Annotated in this window: 25 protein-coding genes; 9 read left to right on the top strand and 16 right to left on the bottom strand. The window is 71.6% G+C overall.

The window, feature by feature from the left end:
* Positions 1-211: 211 nt before the first annotated feature.
* Both AC07DI_RS28595 and AC07DI_RS28590 read right to left on the bottom strand, forming a co-directional pair.
* Positions 212-415: a hypothetical protein gene (locus tag AC07DI_RS28595; RefSeq protein WP_055551056.1), complete on the bottom strand. Its 204-nt coding sequence runs from the start codon at positions 413-415 to the stop codon at positions 212-214.
* A 403-nt stretch (positions 416-818) separates the two neighbouring features.
* Positions 819-1,100, bottom strand: coding sequence for an acylphosphatase (locus tag AC07DI_RS28590; protein WP_384249983.1), 282 nt, complete (start codon positions 1,098-1,100; stop codon positions 819-821).
* A gap of 129 nt (positions 1,101-1,229) precedes the next feature.
* Here AC07DI_RS28590 and AC07DI_RS28585 point away from each other — a divergent pair, with 129 nt between their 5' ends.
* Positions 1,230-2,120: a CAP domain-containing protein gene (locus tag AC07DI_RS28585; RefSeq protein WP_478906932.1), complete on the top strand. Its 891-nt coding sequence runs from the start codon at positions 1,230-1,232 to the stop codon at positions 2,118-2,120.
* An 83-nt stretch (positions 2,121-2,203) separates the two neighbouring features.
* Positions 2,204-2,605 carry a winged helix-turn-helix transcriptional regulator gene (locus AC07DI_RS28580; protein WP_384249978.1) on the top strand — a complete coding sequence of 134 codons (402 nt, stop codon included), beginning with the start codon at positions 2,204-2,206 and terminating at the stop codon, positions 2,603-2,605.
* On the opposite strand, the gene mutM is transcribed toward AC07DI_RS28580, so the two are convergent.
* The 9 genes from mutM to AC07DI_RS28535 form a co-directional block, all read right to left on the bottom strand.
* Positions 2,578-3,438 carry a bifunctional DNA-formamidopyrimidine glycosylase/DNA-(apurinic or apyrimidinic site) lyase gene (gene mutM / locus AC07DI_RS28575; RefSeq protein WP_478906930.1) on the bottom strand — a complete coding sequence of 287 codons (861 nt, stop codon included), beginning with the start codon at positions 3,436-3,438 and terminating at the stop codon, positions 2,578-2,580. The two genes, AC07DI_RS28580 and mutM, sit on opposite strands and share 28 nt — an antisense overlap.
* 96 nt (positions 3,439-3,534) lie before the next feature.
* Positions 3,535-4,356 (bottom strand): ribonuclease III, encoded by an 822-nt coding sequence (gene rnc, locus AC07DI_RS28570; protein ID WP_384249973.1) that lies wholly within the window; start codon positions 4,354-4,356, stop codon positions 3,535-3,537.
* A 7-nt stretch (positions 4,357-4,363) separates the two neighbouring features.
* Entirely contained in the window at positions 4,364-4,537 is a 174-nt protein-coding gene (gene rpmF / locus AC07DI_RS28565; protein ID WP_026165248.1) for a 50S ribosomal protein L32, read from the bottom strand.
* 2 nt (positions 4,538-4,539) lie between these two features.
* The gene (locus AC07DI_RS28560) at positions 4,540-5,223 is read right to left on the bottom strand and encodes a YceD family protein (protein ID WP_384249970.1); all 684 of its coding nucleotides are present in this window, start codon (positions 5,221-5,223) and stop codon (positions 4,540-4,542) included.
* Between the two features lie 137 nt (positions 5,224-5,360).
* Positions 5,361-6,437, bottom strand: a complete 1,077-nt coding sequence (locus AC07DI_RS28555; RefSeq protein WP_478906927.1) for an ATP synthase subunit B family protein — start codon at positions 6,435-6,437, stop codon at positions 5,361-5,363.
* Positions 6,438-6,548: 111 nt separating this feature from the next.
* Positions 6,549-7,028, bottom strand: coding sequence for a pantetheine-phosphate adenylyltransferase (gene coaD / locus AC07DI_RS28550; protein ID WP_384250217.1), 480 nt, complete (start codon positions 7,026-7,028; stop codon positions 6,549-6,551).
* Between the two features lie 26 nt (positions 7,029-7,054).
* Entirely contained in the window at positions 7,055-7,648 is a 594-nt protein-coding gene (gene rsmD, locus AC07DI_RS28545) for a 16S rRNA (guanine(966)-N(2))-methyltransferase RsmD (RefSeq protein ID WP_384249965.1), read from the bottom strand.
* A gap of 70 nt (positions 7,649-7,718) precedes the next feature.
* Positions 7,719-10,943, bottom strand: coding sequence for a helicase-related protein (locus AC07DI_RS28540; RefSeq protein ID WP_478906926.1), 3,225 nt, complete (start codon positions 10,941-10,943; stop codon positions 7,719-7,721).
* An 84-nt stretch (positions 10,944-11,027) separates the two neighbouring features.
* Positions 11,028-12,728 (bottom strand): DAK2 domain-containing protein, encoded by a 1,701-nt coding sequence (locus tag AC07DI_RS28535; RefSeq protein WP_478906924.1) that lies wholly within the window; start codon positions 12,726-12,728, stop codon positions 11,028-11,030.
* A 239-nt stretch (positions 12,729-12,967) separates the two neighbouring features.
* Here AC07DI_RS28535 and rpmB point away from each other — a divergent pair, with 239 nt between their 5' ends.
* The 3 genes from rpmB (at position 12,968) to AC07DI_RS28520 (ending at position 17,689) form a co-directional block, all read left to right on the top strand.
* Positions 12,968-13,153: a 50S ribosomal protein L28 gene (rpmB, locus tag AC07DI_RS28530; RefSeq protein WP_016642993.1), complete on the top strand. Its 186-nt coding sequence runs from the start codon at positions 12,968-12,970 to the stop codon at positions 13,151-13,153.
* A gap of 157 nt (positions 13,154-13,310) precedes the next feature.
* The gene (locus tag AC07DI_RS28525) at positions 13,311-16,364 is read left to right on the top strand and encodes an AfsR/SARP family transcriptional regulator (RefSeq protein ID WP_478906922.1); all 3,054 of its coding nucleotides are present in this window, start codon (positions 13,311-13,313) and stop codon (positions 16,362-16,364) included.
* 35 nt (positions 16,365-16,399) lie between these two features.
* Complete coding sequence (locus tag AC07DI_RS28520; protein WP_478906920.1) at positions 16,400-17,689, top strand: FAD-dependent monooxygenase; 1,290 nt, start codon at positions 16,400-16,402, stop codon at positions 17,687-17,689.
* On the opposite strand, the gene thiD is transcribed toward AC07DI_RS28520, so the two are convergent.
* The gene (thiD, locus tag AC07DI_RS28515; protein WP_478906918.1) at positions 17,662-18,456 is read right to left on the bottom strand and encodes a bifunctional hydroxymethylpyrimidine kinase/phosphomethylpyrimidine kinase; all 795 of its coding nucleotides are present in this window, start codon (positions 18,454-18,456) and stop codon (positions 17,662-17,664) included. The genes AC07DI_RS28520 and thiD overlap by 28 nt on opposite strands.
* The gene (locus AC07DI_RS28510) at positions 18,453-19,421 is read right to left on the bottom strand and encodes a thiamine-phosphate kinase (RefSeq protein ID WP_384249951.1); all 969 of its coding nucleotides are present in this window, start codon (positions 19,419-19,421) and stop codon (positions 18,453-18,455) included. The genes thiD and AC07DI_RS28510 overlap by 4 nt, the downstream gene beginning before the upstream one ends.
* A 209-nt stretch (positions 19,422-19,630) precedes the next feature.
* Here AC07DI_RS28510 and AC07DI_RS28505 point away from each other — a divergent pair, with 209 nt between their 5' ends.
* Together AC07DI_RS28505 and AC07DI_RS28500 are read left to right on the top strand one after the other, a co-directional pair.
* Positions 19,631-19,864, top strand: a complete 234-nt coding sequence (locus AC07DI_RS28505; protein ID WP_055698135.1) for an Lrp/AsnC family transcriptional regulator — start codon at positions 19,631-19,633, stop codon at positions 19,862-19,864.
* Positions 19,865-19,884: 20 nt separating this feature from the next.
* Entirely contained in the window at positions 19,885-20,382 is a 498-nt protein-coding gene (locus AC07DI_RS28500) for a DUF3515 domain-containing protein (RefSeq protein ID WP_478906915.1), read from the top strand.
* A 55-nt stretch (positions 20,383-20,437) separates the two neighbouring features.
* On the opposite strand, the gene AC07DI_RS28495 is transcribed toward AC07DI_RS28500, so the two are convergent.
* From AC07DI_RS28495 to AC07DI_RS28485, 3 genes are read right to left on the bottom strand one after another with little or no spacing between them, the layout of a single operon-like run.
* Positions 20,438-21,619, bottom strand: coding sequence for a D-alanine--D-alanine ligase family protein (locus AC07DI_RS28495; protein WP_478906913.1), 1,182 nt, complete (start codon positions 21,617-21,619; stop codon positions 20,438-20,440).
* A gap of 46 nt (positions 21,620-21,665) precedes the next feature.
* Positions 21,666-22,694, bottom strand: a complete 1,029-nt coding sequence (locus AC07DI_RS28490) for an NAD(P)H-dependent glycerol-3-phosphate dehydrogenase (protein WP_478906911.1) — start codon at positions 22,692-22,694, stop codon at positions 21,666-21,668.
* Complete coding sequence (locus tag AC07DI_RS28485) at positions 22,691-23,473, bottom strand: lysophospholipid acyltransferase family protein (RefSeq protein WP_384249939.1); 783 nt, start codon at positions 23,471-23,473, stop codon at positions 22,691-22,693. Before AC07DI_RS28485 ends, AC07DI_RS28490 begins: the two co-directional genes overlap by 4 nt.
* 198 nt (positions 23,474-23,671) lie before the next feature.
* Here AC07DI_RS28485 and cofC point away from each other — a divergent pair, with 198 nt between their 5' ends.
* Positions 23,672-24,307, top strand: a complete 636-nt coding sequence (cofC, locus tag AC07DI_RS28480; protein ID WP_478906909.1) for a 2-phospho-L-lactate guanylyltransferase — start codon at positions 23,672-23,674, stop codon at positions 24,305-24,307.
* 14 nt (positions 24,308-24,321) lie between these two features.
* A complete protein-coding gene (locus AC07DI_RS28475) occupies positions 24,322-24,525 on the top strand; it encodes a hypothetical protein (RefSeq protein ID WP_384249933.1) in 204 nt (67 codons plus the stop codon).
* Positions 24,526-24,641: the final 116 nt, after the last annotated feature.

Here is a 24,641-nt window from a genome sequence, read left to right as displayed (position 1 = left end):
CCGTTTCACCGATGAAGGTGCAGGGCACATCAGACGGTAAAGGAAGTGGCATATGCGGGAACGCACAGGGGCCGGAAAGAAAGAAGGGACGCCGAAGCGTCCCTTGCAGATCTTGAATCAAGCGGCTGACACGAACAGCCTGACCGGTTGCTTATCAGGGGCAGCGGCTAATCGCGCACAAAGCCCTGTGAATACGTGATCGATGGGATGGTCAGGTGAGCGCAGGCTCCGCCTGGGGTACGTCGATGCTCTCCAGGAGCGATTCGTGAGAAGCGGCAGCCGCCAGCGCGTCGTTCTCCGCCTGGATCCGACCGAGCTCGGATTCCAGGTCCTGGACGCGCTGCTGGAGCCGTCGCATCTCGGCGAGGAGTCGCGGGTCGCTGCCGCCGACGTAACCGAGAAGCGCCTTTGCCATGATGGATGGTCCTCCACAATGAGTGACCGACCGAAGCGGTGTAGGTCGTGAGGGATTCGCACCCGCGGTGCTTGGCACTCTTTGTTCTGCTGGGTCTTGCCGGCCGTTCTCACATGCCAAACAGCTAAGGTGCGCGGGGCTTCCAGAGTCTCACCAAAAAGTTTGACGGTCAACACGATCACGCCCCGTATCGGCGGGCTGCCCGGGGGTGCGCGGCCTGGGAACGGGCGGCGCTGCCTCTCCTGCGGGGCCCTGGGGGCATGGAGATCATCCTTACTCGCGGAGCCTGCCACGGCAAGGGGTTCTTGGCAACCACCAGGTCTTTTCTGCCTCAGGCAGTTGCCCGGGACACCCGCTGCGCACCCCGCCGTCCCGCCCCGGGGGGCGTCTTCGCGGGTCACGGTCACCGAATGGCGAAGCTCTCGTATATGCCACGTGGTGTGTCCCAGATCTCGGTGACACCGTCGACTCGCCCGGGTGTGTCGCCGTCACGGAGCCAGTCGAGCAGCTTCTGGCAGCCCGGCCGTGGGCCTTCGGCGACCACCTGTACGCGGCCGTCCTCCAGATTGAGAGCAAAACCACTCAGCCCGCCGATCTCCAGGGCCTTGGCCCGGGTGAACCAACGGAATCCCACGGCCTGTACGCGTCCTCGCACCCAGGCGGTGAGTCGCACGTCTTCGTTCATGCCTGCACGCTAACCGGCCAATTGCTCTGGGAGCACTTCGTCCCCATGCGTCATCGCGTACAGTCGCGACTCGATGAGCCTCACCCATATGGGTGAGTCACGTTGATCATAAGGACGAAAGGCCAGGAGATGGGACGCCACCGACGCTCCGGCGCTGGACAGGCCGCCACCCCTGAGGACCGTCCGGGGGCCGTGCCGCACCGCCGCGGGGGCCGCGCCTCCGCCCCGGTCCGCACGGGCCTGCTCGGCGTCTCGGCCGCCGTCGCGATGGGCGCCGTCGCGGTCGCCGCGGGCGTACTGCCGGGCAGCGACAGCTACCGCCTCGGCGGCGGGGACGACTCCGGCAACGTACGCTCCGCTGCCGCGCCGACCGGGGTCGACACCCAGGGCGGTTCGCACGGCACCGCCGAGCGCGCCGAGCCCTCGCCGAGCCGTGGCGCCGGCCACTCCGAGGCCGCCCCCAAGCCCGAACCCAAGGCCGAGCCGTCCAAGGCCGACCCCAAGCCCTCGAAGGCGCCGTCCGAGAAGCCGTCGCCGCGGGCGCCGAAGCCGGACACCGGCAAGAAGGCGACGCCGAGCCCGTCCCGTACGCCTGCGGAGAAGCCCAAGGCTCCCCCGGCGGACACGTCCTCCTCGACCGACGAGGTCAAGGCCGAGGCCGAGGTGATCACGCTGGTCAACGCGGAGCGGGCCAAGGCCGGCTGCCGTCCCCTGCGGGCCGACGACCGGCTCGCGGCGCTGGCCGGCGACTTCAGCGCCGACATGGCCGAGCGCGACTTCTTCAGCCACACGGACCCGGACGGCGCGACGCCGTGGGACCGCGCCGAGAAGGCCGGCATCTCCGGCCTCGGCGGCGAGAACATCGCCCGCGGGCAGGCCGACGCCCGGTCCGTGATGGACGCCTGGATGAACAGCGCGGGCCACCGCGCCAACATCCTCAACTGCGACTACAAGACCGTGGGCGTCGGTGTGCACTTCGGCCCGGGCGGCCCGTGGTGGACGCAGGACTTCGGCTTCTGACGGGCGGGGGCCGCGAACGGCGCTCGTAATCCCAGGCAAGCGCTAACCAATGGTTAGCGCTGTGCGGGAGTAAGCTGGAGCGCATGGAATCCCATGGTGGCCGCGCGGAACACGCGGACCTGGCGTACGACGTGTTCTCCCGGCAGTGCCCCTCGCGCAGCACGCTGGAGCACGTCACCGGACGCTGGGGAGCCCTCACCCTCGGAGCCCTGCACGACGGCACGTTCCGTTTCAACGAACTGCGCCGCCGCGTCGACGGCGTGAGCGAGAAGATGCTCTCCCAGACCCTGCACGCGCTGGAACGCGACGGCCTGGTGCACCGCGAGGCGCAGCCGACCAACCCGCCCCGCGTGGACTACCGGCTCACCCCGTTGGGACAGGGCGTCGCCGAGCGCCTCCTCGCCCTGATCCGCTTCGTGGAGGGCAGGCAGGACGAGGTCCTCAAGGCCAGGGAGCGTTACGACGAGACGCGCGGCGGCCGCTGACAGCGGGGGCAGAAGTAGCTGGACCGGTTCATCCAGGGGCGTCGTCGCATCGGGGTCCCGCAGCGCCGGCACGGCTTGTCCTCCCGGCCGTAGGCGTCCAACGACCGCTCGAAATAGCCTGATTCACCGTTCACGTTGACATAGAGGCTGTCGAAGCTGGTGCCGCCGACGGCGAGCGCCGCGTTCATCACGTCCCGTACGTGGCCCAGGAGTTCGGCCGTGCGCGGACGCGTGAAGGTGGCGGTGGGCCGCTCGTAGTGCAGCCTCGACCGCCACAGCGCCTCGTCCGCGTAGATGTTGCCGACGCCGCTGATCAGCGACTGGTCGAGCAGCGCCCGCTTGATCGTCGTACGACGGCCGCGCAGCGCCTGATGGAAGGCGTCGTCGTCGAACGCGGCGTCCAGCGGGTCGCGCGCGATGTGCGCGATGACGTCAGGGAGGCCGTCGGCGGTGTTGTCGTGCAGCGAAAGCCCGCCGAAGGTGCGCTGGTCGACGAAGCGGAGCTCGGTGCCCTGCTCGTCCGCGAAGCGCATCCGGATCCGCAGGTGCTTCTCGTCGGGGGCCTCCTGGGGCTGCACCAGGAGCTGGCCGCTCATGCCCAGATGGGCCAGGACGGACTGTTCGGAGTCGGCGAGCAGCAGCCACAGGTACTTGCCGCGCCGCTGGGCGAGCCCCATCCGGTGCCCGGTCAGCCGGGCCGCGAAGTCCTTACCGCCCGCCACGTGCCGCCGCACCGCGCGCGGGTGCAGCACCTGCACCTCACCGATGAGCCGCCCGCTGACCCAGCGCTCCAGACCACGTCGGACGACTTCGACTTCGGGCAGCTCGGGCATGTCCGCTCCGGGAGAGGTGGGGTGGGTGGGTTCGGGAAAGCACAGTGCCGGCCGCCCTCGTGAAGGGGGCGACCGGCACCGAAGGATGGGCGGCCGTCAGGCCGAGGGGGTGTCGGCGATCCCCTCGGACTGCGCGGCAGCGACGGCGGCCTCGGCCGCCTTGATCCGCTCGTCCGCGGCGGCACGGATCGCGCGCCACGCGGACTCGGCGGCCTGCTGCTCCGCTTCCTTCTTGCTGCGGCCGGTGCCGGTGCCGTACGAGACGCCTCCGACGCGGGCGGCAGCAGTAAAGGTCTTCTCGTGGTCCGGGCCGCTCTCCGTGACGAGATACTCGGGCACGCCGAGGCTCTCCGTCGCGGTGAGCTCCTGGAGGCTGGTCTTCCAGTCCAGGCCCGCACCCAGGTTCGAGGACTTCTCGATCAGCGGGTCGAAGAGCCGGTGCACCAGCTCGCCCGCAGCGTCCAGACCCTGGTCCAGATAGACCGCGCCGATCACCGCTTCCAGGGTGTCGGCGAGGATGGATGCCTTGTCCCGGCCTCCCGTGCCCTCTTCGCCCCGGCCGAGCCGGATGAAGGAGCCGAGTTCGAGGCCACGGCTGACCTCCGCCAGCGCACGCGAATTGACCACCGCGGCCCGCAACTTGGCCAGCTGGCCTTCGGGCAGGTCGGGGTGGGTGCGATAGAGCGTGTCCGTGACGACGAGACCGAGCACCGAGTCCCCGAGGAACTCGAGCCGCTCATTCGTCGGCAGACCGCCGTTCTCGTACGCGTACGAACGGTGGGTCAGCGCACGCACCAGAAGGGCGGACTCGAGCTTGTACCCGAGCCGCCCTTCCAGAAGCGTGTGGGACGAGGCCGTTGTCTCCGCCAATTTCTTGGCGTCTTCCGCCTTCTTGGGGCTAGACACGGTGCCTCTCACCAGCCGCTCAGACCTCGAGGACCTGGCGCTTGTTGTAGGTGCCGCAGCTCGGGCACGCGATGTGCTGCTGCTTGGGCTCCTGGCAACGCTCACACGAAACCAGGGTGGGGACCGCAGCCTTCCACTGCGACCGGCGGTGGCGCGTGTTGCTGCGCGACATCTTCCGCTTCGGAACAGCCACGGCTACTTCTCCTGCTTCTCGTCGACGCCCGCTTCCGCTTCGGCGCCGCTCATCTCGTCCTTCTCGCCGTCCTGGATGGTGCCAGCGAGTCCCTGCAAAGCCGCCCAACGGATGTCGACGGCGTCATGGTGGTGGTCCGGGTCGTCCGCGAGCCGCACTCCGCACTGGGAGCACAGGCCCGGACAGTCGTCCTGGCACACCGGCTGCATCGGCAGTGCGAGCACCACCGCATCACGCAGCACGGGCTCGAGGTCGAACATGCCGTCCTCGAGGTAGAGCCTGTCCTCGTCCTCTGGGGATTCCCCGGCGTCGCCGGCCGGTTCCGCGGTGCGGCCCCGGTCGTCGGCGTCAGGGTACGAGAACATCTCCTGGAAGTCCGCGTCGAGCTCAAGCTCGAGCGGCTCCAGACACCTTACGCACTCCCCCTCGGCGGTTGCACGGGCGGTGCCTGTGACAAGCACCCCTTCCATGACCGACTCGAGACGGACCTCCAGCTGGACCGGGGCGCCCTTCGGCACTCCGACGACCCCTTCGATACCGAAGGCGCTCGGCGGGCCGGGCGCCTCGATCTCGCGGGTCACCCGCTGCATGGCACCAGGACGCCGCCCCAGCTCGTGTGTGTCGAACACGAGGGGGTTCCGGTGGTCGAGGCGCGTGCTCAGGGCTGTTCCTGCTTTCGAATCCAAGGTTTCAGGGAGGGCCGCCGCACCGACGCGGCAAAAGTGATGCCTGGGTGGGCAGCCTGAGTCGCGGACGTATGCGCGACCGAAGAGCCAGGATACTTGACCATCCGCTCTCGGCCCAATCCGGTCGCTTCGGACTGCTAACGGCCCTGCTCGTACTGGCGCAGCTGCTCCGCGCTGATCATGGTCGTGTCGAAGAGACTGGTCTCGTCGAGGGCCGCCGGCTGCTGGGGCTGCGCCTGGTGCTGGGGCTGCTGCGGCTGCCCCTGGTCGTAGTCCTGCTGCGGGTAGCCGTACTGATCGTGCTGCTGGTACGCGTACGGGTCCTGCGCGCCGTAGGCCTGGTCCTGCCGGTCGTACGCGTGCTGGTACCCGTACTGGTCCTGGGGCTGGTGCTGGTACCCGTACGGGTCGGGCTGCTGCTGCGGCGGCGCGTAGGGCTGCTGGACCGGGACCGGCGGGGCCTGGGCGGGCGGGCGCGGCACGGGCTGCTCGGCGGGCGCGGGGCCCGCGAGGTCCGCCAGGTACTCGGCGTCGGTGGTGTGCCCCTGGGCTCCGGGGCCCTCACCGAGGGTGCCGAGCTCGTCGGCGGGGGCGCGGCCGTGCAGGGTCTGGCGGCCCCGGCCGACGGCGTCCAGGGTCTTGGCGAGGACCGCCTCGAAGGCGCCGAGCTTGGCGTCGACGTAGGCGTCGGCGTCGCGGCGCAGCGTCTCGGGGTCGTGGCTGCGCTCGGGGGCGTCCTCGTCCTCGTACCCCTGCTCGTCGAGGCCGGGGCCGGTGCCGAGGAGCTTCTCGCGGCCGCGGCCGACCGAGCCGAGGGTCTTGGTGAGGACGACCTCGAAGTTGGCGAGCTTGCTGTCCACGTAGTCGTCGGCCTCGGCGCGGACCTGCTCGGCGGCCTGCCTGGCCTCGGCGAGGATACGTTCGGCCTCGCCCTGGGAGTTGCGGGCGACCTCCGTGTCGGAGATCAGGGAGCCGCGCTCGGCGTGCGCGCTCTCGATGATCCGCTGCGCCTCCTGGCGGGCCTGCTCGACCAGCTGCTCCCGGCCGCCGATGAGCTCCTGGGCCTGGGCCAGGGAGCCCGGCAGGGCCTGGCGCACCTCTTCGAGCATCGAGAGGAGATCGGCGCGGTTGACCACGCACGAGGCCGACATGGGCATGGACCGGGCGCTGCCGACCGCCTGGACGATCTCGTCGATCTTCTTCTGCACGTCCACCGTGTGCTCGCCACTCTCTACAGCTGGTTGGGAGACGGACGGGACGACTGTAAGGCCAGTGGCCGCCCGTCCGACACCGGGTGACGAGCCGTCAGTGGGCCCGGCGGAAGGTCACTTCTCGCCCAGCCGTTCGACGAGCGCCTCGTGGACCACCGGCGGCAGCAGGTGCGCGACGTCACCGCCCCAGGCGGCGACCTCCTTGACCAGCGAGGAGGAGAGGAAGCTGTAGGTGGGGTTGGTCGGGACGAAGAGGGTCTCGACGCCCGAGAGGCCGTTGTTCATCTGGGCCATCTGGAGTTCGTAGTCGAAGTCGCTGACCGCGCGGAGGCCCTTGACGATGGCCGGGATGTCGCGCTGCTTGCAGAAGTCGACGAGGAGTCCGTGGAAGGCCTCCACCTCGACGTTGCCGAAGTCGGCGGTGACCTGGCGGATCAGCTCGATCCGCTCGTCGATCCCGAAGAGGCCCTTCTTCGACTGGTTGATCATCACCGCGACGTGCACCACGTCGTACAGCTTGGAGGCGCGGGCGATGATGTCGAGGTGTCCATTGGTGATGGGGTCGAAAGACCCCGGACATACGGCGCGGCGCAACGTGAGTCCCTCGCTCTCCGGTCCGGTCATGGCGCGACGCTTGAGTCGTCGCACGTAGAGGCGGCGCGACCGTACCAAAACGTCCCCTCGCCGTAGCGACGGGACCTGAGGGGTTCGAAACCCTCCGGCCAGCCGAATTCACCGCCTCTTGTACTGCGCTCAACGGTGACGAGCGCCTCGGGCGTGAGCCAGCCCTCCGAGCGGAGTGTGAGGAGGATCTCCCGAAGATCGTCGTCGCCGACGGCGTACGGAGGGTCGAGGAAGACCAGGTCGTACGGGGTGGTGGGGGCCCCGCCCCGGACGATCTGGGCGGCTTTGCCCGCTCTGACCTCGGCGCCGGGCAGACCGACCGACTTCACGTTCTCCCTGATGGTCCGTGCCGCCCTGGCGTCCGCCTCGACGAGCAGGGTGTGCGCGGCGCCGCGGGAGAGCGCTTCGAGGCCGACGGCCCCGGAGCCCGCGTAGAGATCGAGGACGCGGGCGCCGTCGAGCGTGCCCTGGAGGGCCTGCCAGGTGGAGAAGAGGCCCTCACGCGCGCGGTCGGACGTGGGGCGGGTGCCGTTGCCCGGCGGGACGGTCAGGCGGCGTCCGCCGGCGGCACCGGCGATCACGCGGGTCATCTGGTTCCTTCTGGCTGGCCGGTATGCGCCACGTTGGTGGGCTGTCTCCACGATATGGCGTACCCCCCGGTCAGCCCTTGTCGAGGTACTGCTCGCGCTCCGCGTCGAGCAGGGCGTCCAGGGCGGTGCGCAGCGCGGGCAGCCGTTCGAGCTCGGGGTCGTCGGCGACGACGGTGACCGCCTCCTCGCGGGCGGCGGCGATGATCTCCTCGTCCTCGATGACCGCGAGCATGCGCAGGGAGGAGCGGACACCGGACTGCGCCTGGCCGAGCACGTCGCCCTCGCGGCGCTGCTCCAGATCGATGCGGGAGAGTTCGAAGCCGTCGAGCGTCGAGGCGACGGCGCCGAGGCGGGCGCGGGCGGGGGCAGCCTCGGGCATGTCGGTGACCAGGAGGCAGAGCCCGGGGGCCGCGCCGCGACCGACGCGGCCGCGGAGCTGGTGCAGCTGGGAGACGCCGAAGCGGTCGGCGTCCATGATGACGATGGCGGTGGCGTTCGGGACGTTCACCCCGACCTCGATGACCGTCGTCGCGACCAGGACCTGGGTCTCGCCCGCGGCGAAGCGGCGCATGACCGCGTCCTTGTCGTCGGGCTGCATCCGGCCGTGCAAAACCTCGATCTTCAACCCCTGGAGAGGTCCGTGCGCGAGTTGCTCGGCGACGTCGAGGACGGCGAGCGGGGGCCGCTTCTCGGCGGTGGCCTCCGCCTCGGCCTTCTTCTTGGCCTTCTTGGGCTCCGCGGCTTCGTCGGCGTCGTCGCCGATGCGCGGGCAGACCACGTACGCCTGGTGGCCCTTCTCCACCTCCTCGCGCACGCGCTCCCACGCGCGGGCGAGGAAGTGCGGCTTGTCCTCGGCGGGGACGACGTGGCTGGCGATCGGTGAGCGCCCGGCCGGGAGCTGGTCGAGGACCGAGGTCTCCAGGTCTCCGAAGACCGTCATCGCGACCGTGCGCGGGATGGGGGTGGCGGTCATGACCAGGAGGTGCGGGGGCTGCTTGCCCTTGCCGCGCAGGGCGTCGCGCTGCTCGACGCCGAAGCGGTGCTGTTCGTCGACGACGACCAGGCCCAGGTCGTGGAACTGGACCTTGTCCTCGATCAGCGCGTGGGTGCCGATGACGATTCCGGCCTCGCCGGTGGCCAGGTCGAGCAGGGCCTTGCGGCGGGCGGCGGCCCCCATGGAGCCGGTGAGCAGCGTGACCTTGGTGGCCTGGTCTGCGCCGCCCAGCATGCCGCCCTCGGCGAGCTCGCCCATCATCTCCACGATGGAGCGGTGGTGCTGCTGGGCGAGCACTTCGGTGGGCGCGAGCATGGCGGCCTGCCCGCCCGCGTCCACGACGGCGAGCATGGCGCGCAGGGCGACCATCGTGTTGTGCGTCACCGTGAAGTTGTCCGTGATGTACGCACTGCTCGGGTGAGCGACGCTGATGCACTGGACCGGCTTCCGCCCGACGAACTCGACGCTGCGGATTCCCCGTCGGAACGTGTTGTGCTTCGGCCTCGTGCACACGCGCTCCGCCTTGCGCGTCAGCCGGAACGGCATGTACTCCTCGGGCAACGCGATCGACACGTTGAATGCCGACTTCTTCGGCAGCACCCTGGCTCTGCCTCCCAGTGAGCGCACGAGCCAGGCGACGTCCTCAGCGAGCCGGAGAGACTCCGAGCACAGCGAAATGCTCAGTCCGTCCGCCTGAATCGTGCCGTCTGTGTCCAGTAGCCCCTGCAACAGAGCCAGTCGATTCTTGATCGAGGTGTTCTTGAAGATCTCGGGAACGAACTTCCCGTGTGAGGTCACACCCCACAGCTCCAAGTCGCGCAGCACTTGGATGACGGGATCGCGCGTGCCGCCCGTACGGTGTGTCGGCTGAATCGTGTAGTCGCACGCGGAACCGGCCACGGGGACCAGACGGCATTCCGGTGCCACGGCGTCGGCCGCCGCGGCGCGAATCTCCTCGTCGGCCGTGGACAACCGCAAGTTGTGGCGGAACGCCCCGTCGCCCAGCAAGAGACCGAAGAGGTAGGGGTCGAGCGGTAGCAACTCGTCGTGTCCCAGGTCGGTCGGGGTCGCGGCGGGGAGGTACCACTTCGACGAGCCGTTCGCCTTGTGGAGGTCCAGGCGAATCTCTCTGGTCGTCAGGACCTTCGGCGGCTGGCCTCGATGCCAACCGCAGCTGGTACCGACGATCCAGAGGTGTTCGTCGTCACACTCGACAGAGCTGCCGTCGGAGAGCGTCAGGCGCCACACGTCACGCTCTCCCTGGGGGAAGACCCCGCTGACGACGGCGGTCTCCCCGGTGGGCACGACGACGACATCACCGCTCCTCATGTCACCCATCGGCCGGAAACCCTCGGGAGTCAGCACCAACGAGTCGAGCGGCTGCGCCTTGCCCGATCCGACCTCTCCCTGGAGGAGGCGGTGCATCGGGTGTTCGGTCGCGAGGTCGTCGAAGATCTCCTTGGAGACCTTCTCCTGGCCCTCGGTCAGCGTGAACGGCAGCTTGGCGTCGAAGGCGGTGAGGAGGCCGCCGTCCTTGGGCCTGCGGGCCACGGCGGGCAGTTGCGCGTCCGCGTACCGCCGCCGGGCCAGGGCCACTTGGAGGACGAAGGCCTCGTCCCACTTGAGGCGGTCGCGGGCGGCGGCGATGTCCGTCTTCGAGTGCGGCCGGTGGATCTTCAGGAGGGCTTCGGGGAGCGGGACGAGGCCGCGGCCGTCCCGGAGGGCGGGCGGCAGCGGGTCCTCGGCCTCCTGGGCGCTGGGCAGGACCATGTCGACCGACTTGGCGATCTTCCAGGACTCCAGCTTGGCGGTGGCCGGGTAGATCGGCAGGAGGGCGCCGGCCCAGGAGCCGACGGCCTCGCCGACCTCGTCGCCCTCGGCCCTCAGCAGTTCGTACGCCGGGTGGGCCAGCTGCATCTTGCGGTTGAAGACCGACACCTTGCCCGCGAACATCGCGCGGGTGCCGGGCAGCAGGTCCTTGTGCGGCTTGTGGATGCCGCGGCCGAAGAAGACGAGCTGGAGCTGGCCGCTGCCGTCGGTGATGGTGACTTCGAGGCGCTGGCCCCTGCCGCCGTTGAACTTCAGGATGCGCGCGGTCGCGACCTGGGCGACCACCGTGACGTGCTCGTCGAGCGGGAGGTCGGCGAGGCGGGTGAGCTCACCGCGCTCGGCGTACCGCCGGGGGTAGTGGTGCAGGAGGTCGCCGACCGTGTGCAGGTCGAGGTTCTCGGCCATCACCTTCGCGGTGGCGGGGCCGACCACTTTCTTCAGGGGTTCTTCGAGCGCGGGCACGAGATCCATTGCACACCACGCCACTGACAATCCGCGTCAGGTCCCCCGGATCGGCCCGCACAGCGCACCGGCGCGGTGCGGCCGGTCCTGGCGCTACTCCACGCCGATCAGCATCAGCGCCGACTGGCGTCCGCCGCGGTAGACCACGGTGTCGACCGCCAGGTACGCCTCGCGCACATGCTTCTCCAGGTGCTCCGCGACGGCCTCGGGCACCGATTCGCCGAGCACCAGCGTGACCATCTCGCCACCCGCCGACAGCATCCGGTCGAGGACGGAGGCCGCGGTGCGGGCCACCTCGGAGCCGATCACGGCCACATCGCCGTCGATCATGCCGAGCACGTCACCGGCCTGGCAGATGCCCGCCATGGTCCAGGACTGCCGCTCGGCGACGGCCAGTTCGCCGTACCTCGTCGCGCCGGCCGCCGAGGTCATGGCGACGACGTCCTCGTCGAAACGCCGGTCGGGCGCGTGCACGGCGAGCGCCGCGATGCCCTGGACCGCGGAGCGGGTGGGGATCAGCGCGACCCGTACGCCTTCGGTGCGGGCCTGTTCCGCCGCGGCGGCCGCGGTGTGCCGCAGCTCCTCGTCGTTCGGCAGGAGGACCACCTCGCGGGCGTGGGCCCGCCGGATCGCGTCGACGAGCTCGCCGCTCGCGGGCGGCTCCCCCACGCGCGCGGGCACGGTGGTCGCCCCGGCCTCGGCGTAGAGCCCGGCGAGGCCTTCTCCCGGCACGACGGCGACGATGGCCCGCTGCGCACGCTCCCGGGGCGGCGCCGCGGTGGTGTGCGCGTCACCCACTCCGAAGTGGGTGATCCGGATGCGGTGCGGGCGGCCCGCCTCCACGCCCGCCTCGACGGCCGCGCCCGCGTCGTCGACATGGACGTGGACGTTCCAGAGGCCGTCGCCGCCGACCACGACGAGGGAGTCGCCGAGCCGGTCGAGCCGCGACCGCAGCCGGGTGACCGCGGTGTCGTCGGCCTCCAGGAGGTAGATCACCTCGAAGGCGGGCCCGCCCCCGTCCTCGGACGGCTCCTCGCACTCGACGCCCTCCACGCGCGTGGAGGGCGACGGCTCCTGGGCGCGCGTGGCGGGGCCACCCGCGCTCCTGAGGGTCACGCTCTCGCCCGACAGGGCGCCCACCAGCGCCCCGAGGACCGCCACGAGGCCCCGCCCACCGGCGTCCACGACTCCGGCGCGGCCGAGCACCGCGAGCTGGCCGGGCGTCGCGTCCAGAGCCTTGCGGGCCCCGTCGTACGCCGCTCTGGCCACCGCCCCGCAGTCGTCCCCGGCGTCGGCCGCCGCGTCCGCCGCCGCGGTGGCCACCGTCAGGACGGTGCCCTCCACGGGGTGGGCGACCGCCTGGTACGCGGCTTCGGCGGCCCGGCGCAGCGCACGTTCAAGGACCCGGCCGTCGGCGTGATCTGCCTCACTCCGCGACCGGCCGTCCTCGCTCCGCGAGCCACCGGTGATCTCCGGGCCGCCGATGACCTGCGCCATCCCCCGCAGCAGCTGCGAGAGGATCGTGCCCGAGTTCCCCCGGGCCCCGAGGAGGGCCCCGTGCGCCATCGCGCGCACCGTCTCGGCCAGCGAAGGGAGGGAGGGATCGTGGCCCGTGAAGGCCGCGTCGACCGCCTGGGAGGCGGACTCCAGGGTCAGATAGAGGTTCGTCCCGGTGTCCCCGTCGGCGACCGGGTAGACGTTGATGGCGTCGATCTCCTCGCGGGCCCTGCCGAGGGCGTCCAGAGCCAGTCGGCACCAGGCGCGCACCGCGACCGCGTCGAGGTTCTGCGGCACCTGTTCGCCTCCTTGACCATCCGGGATGGACGCAGCGTAGACCCGGGGTGAACACGGGGGCCGGGGCGGGGGCGGGGCCGTCCGTGGTAGTTTCGTTCTATCGAAGCAGTCGTTGTATGCTGCTCCGGTTGCCCGATACACATCGGGACATTCCTCCTGGCAACGCCACTCCGATCATTGCACTGATCTCGGCATGCCGGGATTAACCGTAAGTGCATCTGAAGTCTTTGGAGTGACCCGTGGCTGCCAACTGCGACGTCTGCGGCAAGGGGCCGGGCTTCGGCAACAACATCTCGCACTCGCACCGCCGTACGCCCCGTCGCTGGAACCCGAACATCCAGCGTGTGCGTGCCGTGGTGAGCGGGACGCCGAAGCGCCTCAACGCCTGCACCTCGTGCATCAAGGCCGGCAAGGTCTCGCGCTGACGCCAGCGCGGCCACCTAGCTGGTTGCTGAATCAGCCGGTCCCCTCAGGGGGGCCGGCTTTTTCGTCTGCCCACGCGCGCGTAGCCGTCCGACCGCCCACGCGCGCGTAACCGTCCGACCGCCCACGCGCGCGTAGCGGCCTGCCAGACTCTGCCGGATGCGCTTCGGCATCCTCGGCCCCCTCGACGTACGCTCCCCCGACGGCGCCCCACTGGACCCCGGTGGGCCGCGCCCCCGTGCCCTGCTCACCCTGCTGCTCCTGGACCCGGGCCGCACGGTGTCGCCGGCGGCGCTGACCGACGGGCTCTACGGCGACGAGCCGCCCGCCGGTGCGGCGAACGCGCTCCAGTCCCAGGTATCCCGGCTGCGCAAACGGCTCGGCCTCGCCATCGAAGCCACCCCCACCGGCTACCGCCTCGCCGTCCACCCCGACGACGTCGACCTGCACCGCTTCGAGCGGCTGGCCCGTGAGGGACGCGAGGCCCTCGGCTCCGGGGACCCCGCGCGGGCCGCGGGTCTCCTGCGGGAGGCGCTCGGCCTGTGGCGTGGGGCCGCCCTCGCCGAGCTGCCGGACGCCCCTCCCCTCGCCACCCGCCTGGAGGAGACACGCCTGGCCGCCGTGCAGGACCGCCTCGACGCGGACCTCGCGCTGGGCGGCGGGGCCGAACTCGTGCCCGAGGTCCGCGGGCTGCTCGCCGACCACCCCCTGAGCGAGCGGCTGCACGGCCAGCTGATGCGGGCCCTGCACGCGGACGGCAGGCCCGCGGAGGCGCTCGCCGCCTACGAGGAGGCGCGCCGCGTCCTCGCGGACGAGCTCGGCACCGATCCCTCCGCCGAGCTGTCCGCGCTCCACCTGGAACTGCTCCAGGGCCGGGAGCCCGCACGGCAGCGGGGCGTGCCCGCGCAGCTGACGCGGTTCATCGGGCGGGCCGACGAGCTCACGCGGATCGGCGCCCTGCTCACCGAGGCGCGGCTCGTGACCCTCACGGGTCCCGGCGGGGCGGGCAAGACGCGGCTCGCGATCGAAGCGGCCCGCGCGCTGCCCGACGTCTGCTTCGTGGAGCTGGCCCCGCTCGCCGACGCCTCCGGAGTGACGTACGCGATCCTCACCGCGCTAGGGGTGCGCGACGGCTTCCACAGCCAGGGCGGCGACGCCACGGAGCGGCTGCTCGCGGCGCTGCACGGCCGCGAGCTGCTGCTCGTCCTGGACAACTGCGAGCACCTCGTGGACGAGGCGGCGCGGGTCACGGGGCTGCTGCTCGGGGCCTGCCCCGGCGTGCGGGTGCTCGCCACCGGCAGGGAGGCGCTCGGGATCACGGGCGAGGTCGTGTGGCCGGTGCCGCCGCTGGGGGCCGGGCCCGCCGCCCTGCTCTTCGCGGACCGGGCAGCCGCCGTGCGGCCGGACCTCGCGGGCCCGGCAGACGAGCACGCCCGGCGCCTGACCGACGGGATATGCGCGGCGCTCGACGGTCTGCCGCTGGCGATCGAGCTGGCCGCGGCCCGCCTGCGCACCCTCACCCTGGACGAGCTGGCGGCCCGCCTCGGCGACCGCTTCCGGCTGCTCTCGCGCGGGGACCGGACGAAGGCGCCCCGGCACCGCACCCTGCACGCGGTCGTGGAGTGGAGCTGGGAGCTGCTCGACGACGAGGAGCGGGAGCTTGCCCGACGGCTGACCGTGTTCTCCGGAGGGGCCACCTGTGACGCGGTGGAGGCCATGTGCGGCATCCCCTGTCCGGAGGACCTCCTCGCCTCCCTCGTGGAGAAGTCGTTCCTCGGCGTGACCGACGGGCGCTACGGCATGCTGCGGACCATCCACGCCTTCTGCGCCGAGCAGCTGGCGGGGGCGGGTGAGGAGAGTCGCCTGCGGGCCGCGCACGCCCAGTACTTCCTGCGGCTGGCCGAGGCGGCCGAGCCCCGGCTGCGCGGCGGCGAGCAGCTGCCCTGGCTCGCGGCGCTCGACGCCGAGCGAATGAATGTGGACGCGGCGCTGCGCCACCTGACCCGCACCGCGCCGCACGACGGGCTGCGGATGATGGCCGCGCTCTCCTGGTTCTGGCGGCTGCGCGGCCGCTACGGGGAGCGGACGGAGCTCGCCGTCGACCTGCTGGAGGCGGTGGGCCCGCAGCCGCCGGCAGGCCTGTACGAGGAGTACGTCCTCTGTCTGATCAACACGATCGCGGGGGACGGCGACGACCCGGCAGAACCGGACCGCCTCGCGCGCGCGGACAGCCTGTTCGCCGCTCTTCCCGGTCCGCTGCGGCTGCCCTACCTGGTGGTGCTCTGGTCGATCGCGGGCGGTCCAGCACGCGCCATGCGGGACGAGGCGCGGGAGCAGGTCGACGGCCATCCCTGGGGAGTGGCTCTCCTCGGCCTCGGGGAGGGTTTCCAGGAGCTGTTCGCGGGCCGCGCCGAAGCAGCCGAGGCGGCCTTCACGCGGGCATTGGAGGGCTTTCGGATCACGGGTGACCGTTGGGGCATGGCCAACTGCCTGGACCCGTTGGGCATGTTCGCCGACTGGCGCGGTGAGCGGGAGCGTGCCCTGGAGCTGCTCGACGAAGGCCTGGTGCACGTGGCGGAGTTGGCGGCGCCCGAGGAGGCCGCGGACCTGCTGCACCGGCGCGCCACGGTCCTGATGCACCGCGGCGATCTCGAGGGGGCCGCCGCCCAGTACGCGCACTCCGCCGCGCTCGCCCGCACGGTCGGCGTCCCCGACAAGGTGGCGGCCGCGCGGCGCGGGCTCGGGGACGTGGCCCGCCTGTCCGGCGACCCGGCACGCGCGCGTGAGCACTATGCGGCGGCTCTCCAGGAGTGCGCCGCCAACTGGTTCAGCCTCGGGCAGAGCGTACGGATCCTGATCGGCCTCGGCCGCGCCGCGCTCGCCGAGTCGCGCACGGAGGAGGCCGCCGACTGGTTCGAGCAGGCCCGGGCGCTGTCCTGCGGGGCGGAGCCCTCTACGCGCCTCGGTGCGCGGGTCTCGGACGCCGGTGAACTGGCCGAGGTGGCCGAGGCGTTGGCGGCCGTCGCAGCGTCCCCCGAGGACGCGGCCCGGCTGCTCGGCGCCGCGCACGGCCTGCGCGGCCTGTCGATCGCCGGTGATCCCGACGTCGTACGGGTCGAGGAGGCGGCTCGCGCGCGGCTCTCCCCGGGGGCGTACGACAAGGCCTTCGGGCAGGGGCGGCGCCTGCGGTCGGCGGCGGTCAGGGAACGGTAGGCGGGCGGTCAGCGGCGGCCCCGATGCTTCCCGGCATGACGAACCGGAACGCAGACCCCAATCCGAGCCCCACGCCCCTCTCCCACCTCGACGTCCTGATCTCCGGCGCCAGCGTCGCGGGCCCCGCGCTCGCCCTCTGGCTGGCCCGCTACGGGGCCCGCGTCACCGTCCTGGAGAAGGCGCCCGCCCTGCGCGAGGGCGGCTTCGCCGTCGACTTCAGGGGCGAGACGCACCGCACCGTGCTGCGCCGCATGGGCATCTGGGACGAGGTCCACCGCCGCCAGACGCACATGGGCCGCCAGATCGTCGTGGAGGCCGACGACAAGGAGCGGTTCGATCTGCCCGCGTTCTTCATGAGCGGCGACGTGGAGATCTTCCGCGGCGATCTGTCCAAGATCCTCTTCGAGCGCACCGAGGACCGGGTGGAGTACGTCTTCGGGGACTCCGTCGCCTCGCTGACCGAGGACTCCGAAGGCGTCGACGTGACCTTCGACCGCGGTGCTCCGCGCCGCTTCGACATCGTCGTCGGCGCCGACGGGTTGCACTCCCACACCCGCCGTCTGGTCTTCGGCGACGAGTCGCGCCACCTGCGGTTCCTCGGCTACTACGTGGCGTGCTTCGGCGTCCCCAACCACCTCGGCCTCGACCGCACCGCCCGCATCTACAGCGAGCCGGGCCGCACCCTGATGCTCAACAACTACGACGGCGATCCCGCCAGGGCGGGCGCGGCCCTGGTCTTCCGGTCCGACCGGCTCGACTACGACCGGCACGACACCGCCCAGCTGAAGAAGCTCATCGCGGACCGGTGCGCGGGCCTGGCCTACCGGCACGCCGCCACGGCCCTGGAAGGCCTTGAGAACGCCGAGGACCTGTACTTCGACGCCATCGCGCAGATCCACCTCGACCGGCTCCACCGCGGTCGTGTGGTGCTGCTCGGCGACGCCGGGTGCGGCGCGACGATGGGCGGCATGGGGACGGGCACCGCGCTGGTCTCCGCGTACGTCCTGGCCGGTGAGCTCGCGGCGGCGCGGGGCGACCACCGGGCCGGCTTCGCCGCGTACGAGGCGGAGATCCTCGCCTACGCCAGGGGCTGCCAGAAGTCCTCGGCCAACGCCGGTGCCTTCCTCGCCCCGGCGACCGAGAGGAAGATCCGCAGCCGCGACCGGGCGTACCGCGTGCTCAGCTCACGCCTGCTCGCGGGCCTCTTCAAGAGGCTGACGGAAAGGACCGCGAGCGACCTCGCCCTCAAGGACTACGCGAACCAGGACCGCGCCGACCAGTACCGAGCCGACCAGGACTACACCCCCCTGAACCGCCAACCGTGATCCACCGGGCCTATCCCGCCGCCGAGCGCGAATCCGGCGGCGATCGCCCCGGTGACGTACTCCTTGGCGGCCAGCACGGCCTCCGGGACGCCGTCGCCCATCGCGAGGCGCGACGCTATCGCGCTGGCGAGGGTGCAGCCCGTGCCGTGCGTGTGCCGGTTGTCGTGGCGCGGCGCGCGCAGGACGTGCTCCTCGGAGCCGTCGGTGAGGAGGTCGACGGCGTCGCCGCTGAGATGGCCGCCCTTGATGAGCACCCACTTCGGTCCGTACGCGAGGACGGCGGCCGCCGCGCGCCGCAGGCCGTCCTCCGATTCGACCGCGACACCGGTGAGTTGGGCCACCTCGTCGAGGTTGGGCGTCGCGACCGTGGCGGCCGGCAGCAGCCTGGTGCGTACCGAGTCGAGCGCGGAGGCGGCGAGCAGCGGGTCGCCGTGCTTGGAGACGCCGACCGGGTCGACGACCGTCGGGGCGTCCGTGCCCGCGAGCAACTCGGCGACCGCCTCGACCAGTTCCGCCGACGCGAGCATGCCGGTCTTCACGGCCTGCACGCCGATGTCGTCGACGACGCTGCGGTACTGCGCCCGCACCGCGTCGACCGGGAGCTCCCAGGCCCCCTGCACGCCCAGGGAGTTCTGCGCGGTGACGGCCGTGATGACGCTCATGCCGTGGGCCCCGAGGGCGAGCATCGTCTTCAGGTCGGCCTGGATGCCCGCGCCGCCGCCGGAGTCGGATCCGGCGACGGTGAGGACCCGCGGCGGGGCGGTCACTCGGCGTCCCCGTCGTCCCCGAAGTGGTCCCAGCCCTTGCCGGCCCAGGGCGCGCCGTCGACGGTCACCTGGGGCAGCGCCGAGGGGTTGAGGACCTCGCCGATGACCTTCCAGCGGGCGGGCAGCTTCACGTCGGGCGGGAAGGTCGCCACGATCGCGTGGTCCTCGCCGCCGTTGAGCACCCACTGCAGCGGGTCGACGCCGACGGCCTGGCCGATGTCGTTCATCTGCGTGGGCACGTCGACGTCTCCGGAGCGGACGTCGATGCGTACCTTGCTGGACTCGGCGATGTGCCCGAGGTCGGCGATCAGGCCGTCGCTGACGTCCGTCATGGAGGTCGCGCCGAGGCCGGCCGCCGCGGGTCCCGCGTGGTAGGGCGGCTCGGGCCTGCGGTGGGCCTCCACGAAGGCGCGCGGTGAGCGGAAGCCGCGGGAGAGCACCGCGTGCCCGGCCGCGGACCAGCCGAGCCAGCCCGTCACGGCGACGACGTCGCCGGGCTGCGCGCCCGCGCGCGTGACGGGTTCGTGGTTGCGCAGGTCGCCGAGCGCGGTGATCGCGACGGTGATCGTGTCGCCGCGTACGACGTCGCCGCCCACGACGGCCGCGCCCGCGACCTGGCACTCGTCCCTGATGCCGTCCATCAGCTCGGCGGGCCAGCTCGCGGGGAGCTCGGCGGGCACGACCAGGCCGAGGAGGAGCGCGGTCGGCACGGCGCCCATGGCCGCGATGTCGGCGAGGTTCTGCGCGGCGGCCTTGCGGCCCACGTCGTACGCGGTGGACCAGTCCCGGCGGAAGTGCCGGCCCTCCAGGAGGATGTCGGTGCTCGCCACGACCCTGCGGTCCGGAGCGGACACGACCGCGGCGTCGTCGCCGGGGCCGAGCCGTACGGCCGGAGTGGAGGTGAGCCGCGAGGTGAGCTCTCTGATGAGCCCGAACTCCCCCAACTCGCCCACGGATCCCTTCACCGAGTCTCACCATGCCCTTTCACGCTGCCCGGCCCCCGGTCGCGAGCCGTGTCTGTCGTCGGTACGGTCGAGATGACCGTCAATTCTGCTGCCCGGCCCACCACGATGTGCGCGCCACAGGCCGCCCGGGTCTCCCCGTGGCGCGCGGCGACGCGGTACCGTGGCGTCCCTTCTCCCCACATGATCCTCGTGGCCGCCCTGGAGGTTCCGTGGTACAGGCGTACATCCTGATCCAAACAGAGGTCGGCAAGGCGTCGACCGTCGCCGAGCTGATCGGCAAGATCCCGGGAGTGATCCAGGCCGAGGACGTGACCGGACCCTACGATGTCATCGTGCGCGCCCAGGCGGACACGGTGGACGAACTCGGCCGCATGGTGGTCGCCAGGGTCCAGCAAGTGGACGGCATCACCCGAACCCTGACCTGCCCGGTCGTGCACTTGTAGCCCCCGTCTACCCTGGCCCGGTGAACTTCCCCCGTCTCCGGCGCCGCTGCCTCACCGGCACGTCCGCTCTCGCCCTGCTGATCACGGCGGTGGCCTGCTCAGCTACGGACGACGAGGCGTCGGTGGTGGTTCCTTCGCCGGCCGCGAAAGCCGCCGGTCTCTGCCGGGACCTGCACGAACAGCTTCCGAAGGAGATCGACGGGCGGGGGCGCACCGACCCGGGACCCAAGTCGGAGCTGACCGCCGGGTGGGGAGACCCGGCGATCATACTGCGCTGCGGTGTCCGGCGGCCCCCCGAGATGATCGACCCCGCCTACGCCCCGCAGAACGGCGTGAAAGTGAACGGCGTCGCCTGGCTCCTGCAGAAGCGGGACGACGGCTCGTACACCTTCACCACCGGGGCGCGGCTCGCGTACGTGGAAGTGACGCTGCCCAAGGAGCGGACGGGGGACGGCCTCGGCCCGCTCACGGACCTGGCCGCCCCCATCAAGAAGACGATCCCCACGGGCATCGCCTGAGCCCCGATCCGAGCCCCGGCCCGAGCCGGGTCCGCGCGGCCCCGCGCCCGCGGCGCTAGCGCAGGCCCGTGGAGCGGTTGAGGGCCGACTGGATGAGCCGGTCCACCAGCTCCGCGTAGCCGACGCCGCTCTTCTCCCACATCTGCGGGTACATCGAGATGAGCGTGAAGCCCGGCATCGTGTTGATCTCGTTGATGACGAACCGGCCGTCCTCGGTGAGGAAGAAGTCCGCCCGCACCAGGCCCTCGCAGGACGCCGCCTCGAACGCCTCGACGGCGAGCCGCTGGATCTCGGCGGTCTGCTCGGGCGTCAGCGGGGCCGGCACGATCCCGGGCGTCGAGTCGATGTACTTCGCCTCGAAGTCGTAGTAGTCGTGCGTCTGCACGGGCGGGATCTCGGCCGGGACGCTCGCGCGCGGGCCGTCCTCGAACTCCAGGACGCCGCACTCGATCTCACGGCCGCGCAGCAGCGCCTCGACCAGGATCTTCGGGTCGTGGCGCCGGGCCTCGGCGATCGCCTCGTCGAGGCCGTCGAAGGACTCGACCTTCGTGATGCCGATGGAGGAGCCCGCGCGCGCGGGCTTGATGAACAGCGGCCACCCGTGCTCGCCCGCGAAGTCCGCGATGCGCCTGCGGGCGCCCGCCTCGTCCTGCCGCCACTCGCGGGGCCGGATCACCAGGTACGGGCCGACGTTCAGCCCGAAGGAGGCGAACACCCGCTTCATGTAGTCCTTGTCCTGGCCGACGGCCGAGGCGAGGACGCCCGAGCCGACGTAGGGCACTCCGGAGAGTTCGAGCAGTCCCTGGAGGGTGCCGTCCTCTCCGTAGGGACCGTGCAGCATCGGGAAGACGACGTCGACCTCGCCGAGCGCCTTGGGCACGGAGCCGGGCTCGCTGTAGACGACCTCGCGGTTGCCGGGGTCGAGCGGGAGGACGACGCCGCCCTCCACGGAGTCGGCGAGGTCGGTGACGTTCGGCATCTTGCGGTCGGCGATCGCCATCCGCTCGGGCTCGTCGGCGGTCAGCGCCCAACGGCCGTCCGTGGTGATGCCGATCGGCAGGACGTCGTACTTGGTGCGGTCGATGGCGCCGAGGATGGCGCCTGCCGTCACCACGGAGATGCCGTGCTCCGAGCTGCGGCCGCCGAACACGACGGCCACACGCGGCTTGCGGAGCGGCTGCGCAGAGCTCGGCTCGGGGCGCGGCTCAGGGCTCTGGGGGAGGTTCTCGCTGCTCATATCGCGTTGAGGGTACCCGCTGGCCCGTGCGTAGTCAGTCGTGCCGTCAGCGTCGCTCGGGCTTGGCGCTGCGCGACATGAGGTCCTTGAGCGCGACCACCGGGGGCGTTCCCTCGTGCACGATGCCGACGACGGTCTCCGTGATCGGCATGTCGACGCCGTGCCTGCGGGCCAGATCCAGCACGGATTCGCAGGACTTGACGCCCTCGGCGGTCTGCTTGGTGACCGCGATGGTCTCCTGCAGGGTCATGCCCTTGCCGAGGTTGGTGCCGAAGGTGTGGTTGCGCGAGAGCGGCGACGAGCAGGTCGCCACCAGGTCGCCGAGGCCGGCGAGTCCGGAGAACGTCAGCGGGTCGGCGCCCATCGCGAGCCCGAGCCGGGTCGTCTCGGCGAGGCCGCGGGTGATGAGCGAGCCCTTGGCGTTGTCGCCGAGGCCCATGCCGTCCGCGATGCCGACGGCGAGCCCGATGACGTTCTTGACCGCGCCGCCGAGCTCGCAGCCGACCACGTCGGTGTTGGTGTACGGGCGGAAGTACGGGGTGTGGCAGGCCGTCTGGAGGCGTTGCGCGACGGCTTCGTCCCGGCAGGCGACGACGGCGGCGGCGGGCTGCCGCGCGGCGATCTCACGCGCGAGGTTGGGGCCCGTGACGACGGCGATCCGGTCGGCGGGCACCTTGGTGACGTCCTCGACGACCTCGCTCATCCGCATCGCGGAGCCCAGTTCGACGCCCTTCATGAGAGAGACGACGACGGTCTCGGGGGCGAGCAGCGGCGCCCACTCCGCGAGGTTGCCGCGCAGCGTCTGCGACGGTACGGCGAGGACCGTGAAGTCGGCGTCCGCCGCGGCCTCGGCGGGGTCGGTGGTCGCCCGCAGGTTCTCGGGGAGCGCGACGCCGGGGAGGTAGTCCGGGTTGGTCCGCGTGGAGTTGACGGCGTCGACGAGTGCGGCGCGGCGGCCCCACAGGGTGACGTCGCAGCCCGCGTCGGCGAGCACCATGCCGAAGGCCGTACCCCAGGAGCCCGTTCCGAAGACGGCGGCCTTCACCCGGCCCGCCGAGTTCACGGGGTTCGTCACTTGCTGTCCTCCGGGGTGTTGTCCGCTGTGCCCTGCGCGGCGCCGCGGGCCGCTGCCTTGCGTCGTTGCTCCAGCCGGGCCCTGCGGGGGTCGTACGGCGTCTCGGGGGCCTTCTCGCCCCTCACTTCCTCAAGAAGTTCGGTGATCGCGGCCATGATGGTCTCGGTCACCTCCCGCAGCACGTCGGGCGTCGGCTCCTTGCCGTAGAAGCGCGACAGGTCGACGGGCGGCCCCGCCTTCACCTGGAGGGTCTTGCGCGGGAAGAAGGAGGGCTTCTTGCTGTACGGCGCCAGCGCGAGGTTGGCGCCCCACTGCGCCACGGGGATCACCGGGCACTGCGTCTTCAGGGCGACCCGCGCGGCCCCGGACTTGGCCGTCATCGGCCACATGTCGGGGTCCCTGGTGAGGGTGCCCTCGGGGTAGAAGGCGACGCACTCGCCGCGCTCGATGGCGTCGACCGCGGCCCGGAAGGCGTCGAGCGCGTTCGTCGTCTCGCGGTAGACCGGGATCTGCCCCGTGCCCTTCATGACCTTGGCGACGAAGCCGCGCTTAAAAAGGCCGTCCTTTGCCAGGAAACGCGGCACCCGTCCGGTGTTGTACTGGAAGTGGGCGTACGAGAACGGGTCGATATGGGAGTTGTGATTCACCGCGGTGATGAATCCCCCCTCCCCCGGAATGTGTTCCATTCCACGCCAGTCCCGCTTGAACAGAACCACCAGCGGCGGTTTTGCAATGACCGCCGCGAGGCGGTACCAGAAGCCGATTCTGCGGCGGGACACTCGGACACCTTCCTCCATGAACCTGGTCGGCCGCACAAGTGTCGCCCCAGGCTGCCTGTCTGTCGAGAACACCGTACGCCCACCCGTCCCACGCCACCGCTCCTGTGCGGGAGCACCGCACACCACCCCCTTCGCGCTCCCCCGCGCCCCGTTCGCCCGGCAGGTCACAATGGGCGCGACGCGAAGGACGGAGCACCCGTGCAGTGGACCCTGGTCATCCCCCTGAAACCCTTGGCGCGCGCCAAGAGCAGGCTGGTTGCCGCCTCCGGTGAGGGGCTGCGCCCCGGCCTGGCTCTGGCGTTCGCGCAGGACACCGTGGCCGCCGCGCTGGCGTGCCCCGCGGTACGGGATGTGGCGGTCGTCACGGACGACGCCCTGGCGCGTCGCGAGCTCGCGACGCTGGGCGCCCGGGTCGTGCCCGACGCCCCGGGAGGCGGCCTGAACGCTGCCCTGGCGCACGGGGCGGCCCTCGTGCGCGCCGAGCGGCCGAAGGCGCCCGTCGCGGCCCTGAACGCCGATCTGCCCGCGCTGCGTCCCATGGAATTGGCGCGGGCCCTGGACGGCGCCGCCGCATTTCCCCGCGCATTCATGCCGGACGCCGCCGGAATCGGGACGACACTGCTGTGCGCGACGCCGGGAAGTGAATTGCGTCCCGAGTTCGGAACCGCCTCGCGGGCCCGGCACTCGGCTTCCGGAGCCGTGGAACTCCCACTCGACGGCGTCGATTCCCTGCGCCAGGACGTGGATACCGGAGAAGACCTGCGGACCGCCCTCGTACTCGGCGTGGGTCCGCGCACCGCGGCGGCCGCGGCCCGGCTCCTCATCGCCGACTGAGTACGCTGCTCTCCATGCAGGCCACCGCGTACACGTACGACTCCGAGACCCGCAGCGGCAGCGTGCTGCTCGACGACGGCACCCCTGTGCCCTTCGACGCCCCCGCGTTCGACGCGGGCGGGCTGCGGCTGCTGCGGCCGGGGCAGCGGGTGCGGATCGAGGTCGACGGCGCGGGCGAGGCGCGCCGCATCACGCTGGTGACGCTCCAGACGTTCTGATCCATGGCCGTGAAGGCCTTTTGAGAGCCTGTGTCATATCCCCGGTCGGATCAGTGGGCGTCGTCTGGTGCGTGCGATCGCAAGGCGCCGGGAAGTCCTCGGTGGGGGTCCCCCCG

It is taken from the genome of Streptomyces sp. NPDC044106 (assembly GCF_056433985.1).
This window is presented reverse-complemented; position numbering and strand designations above follow the sequence as displayed.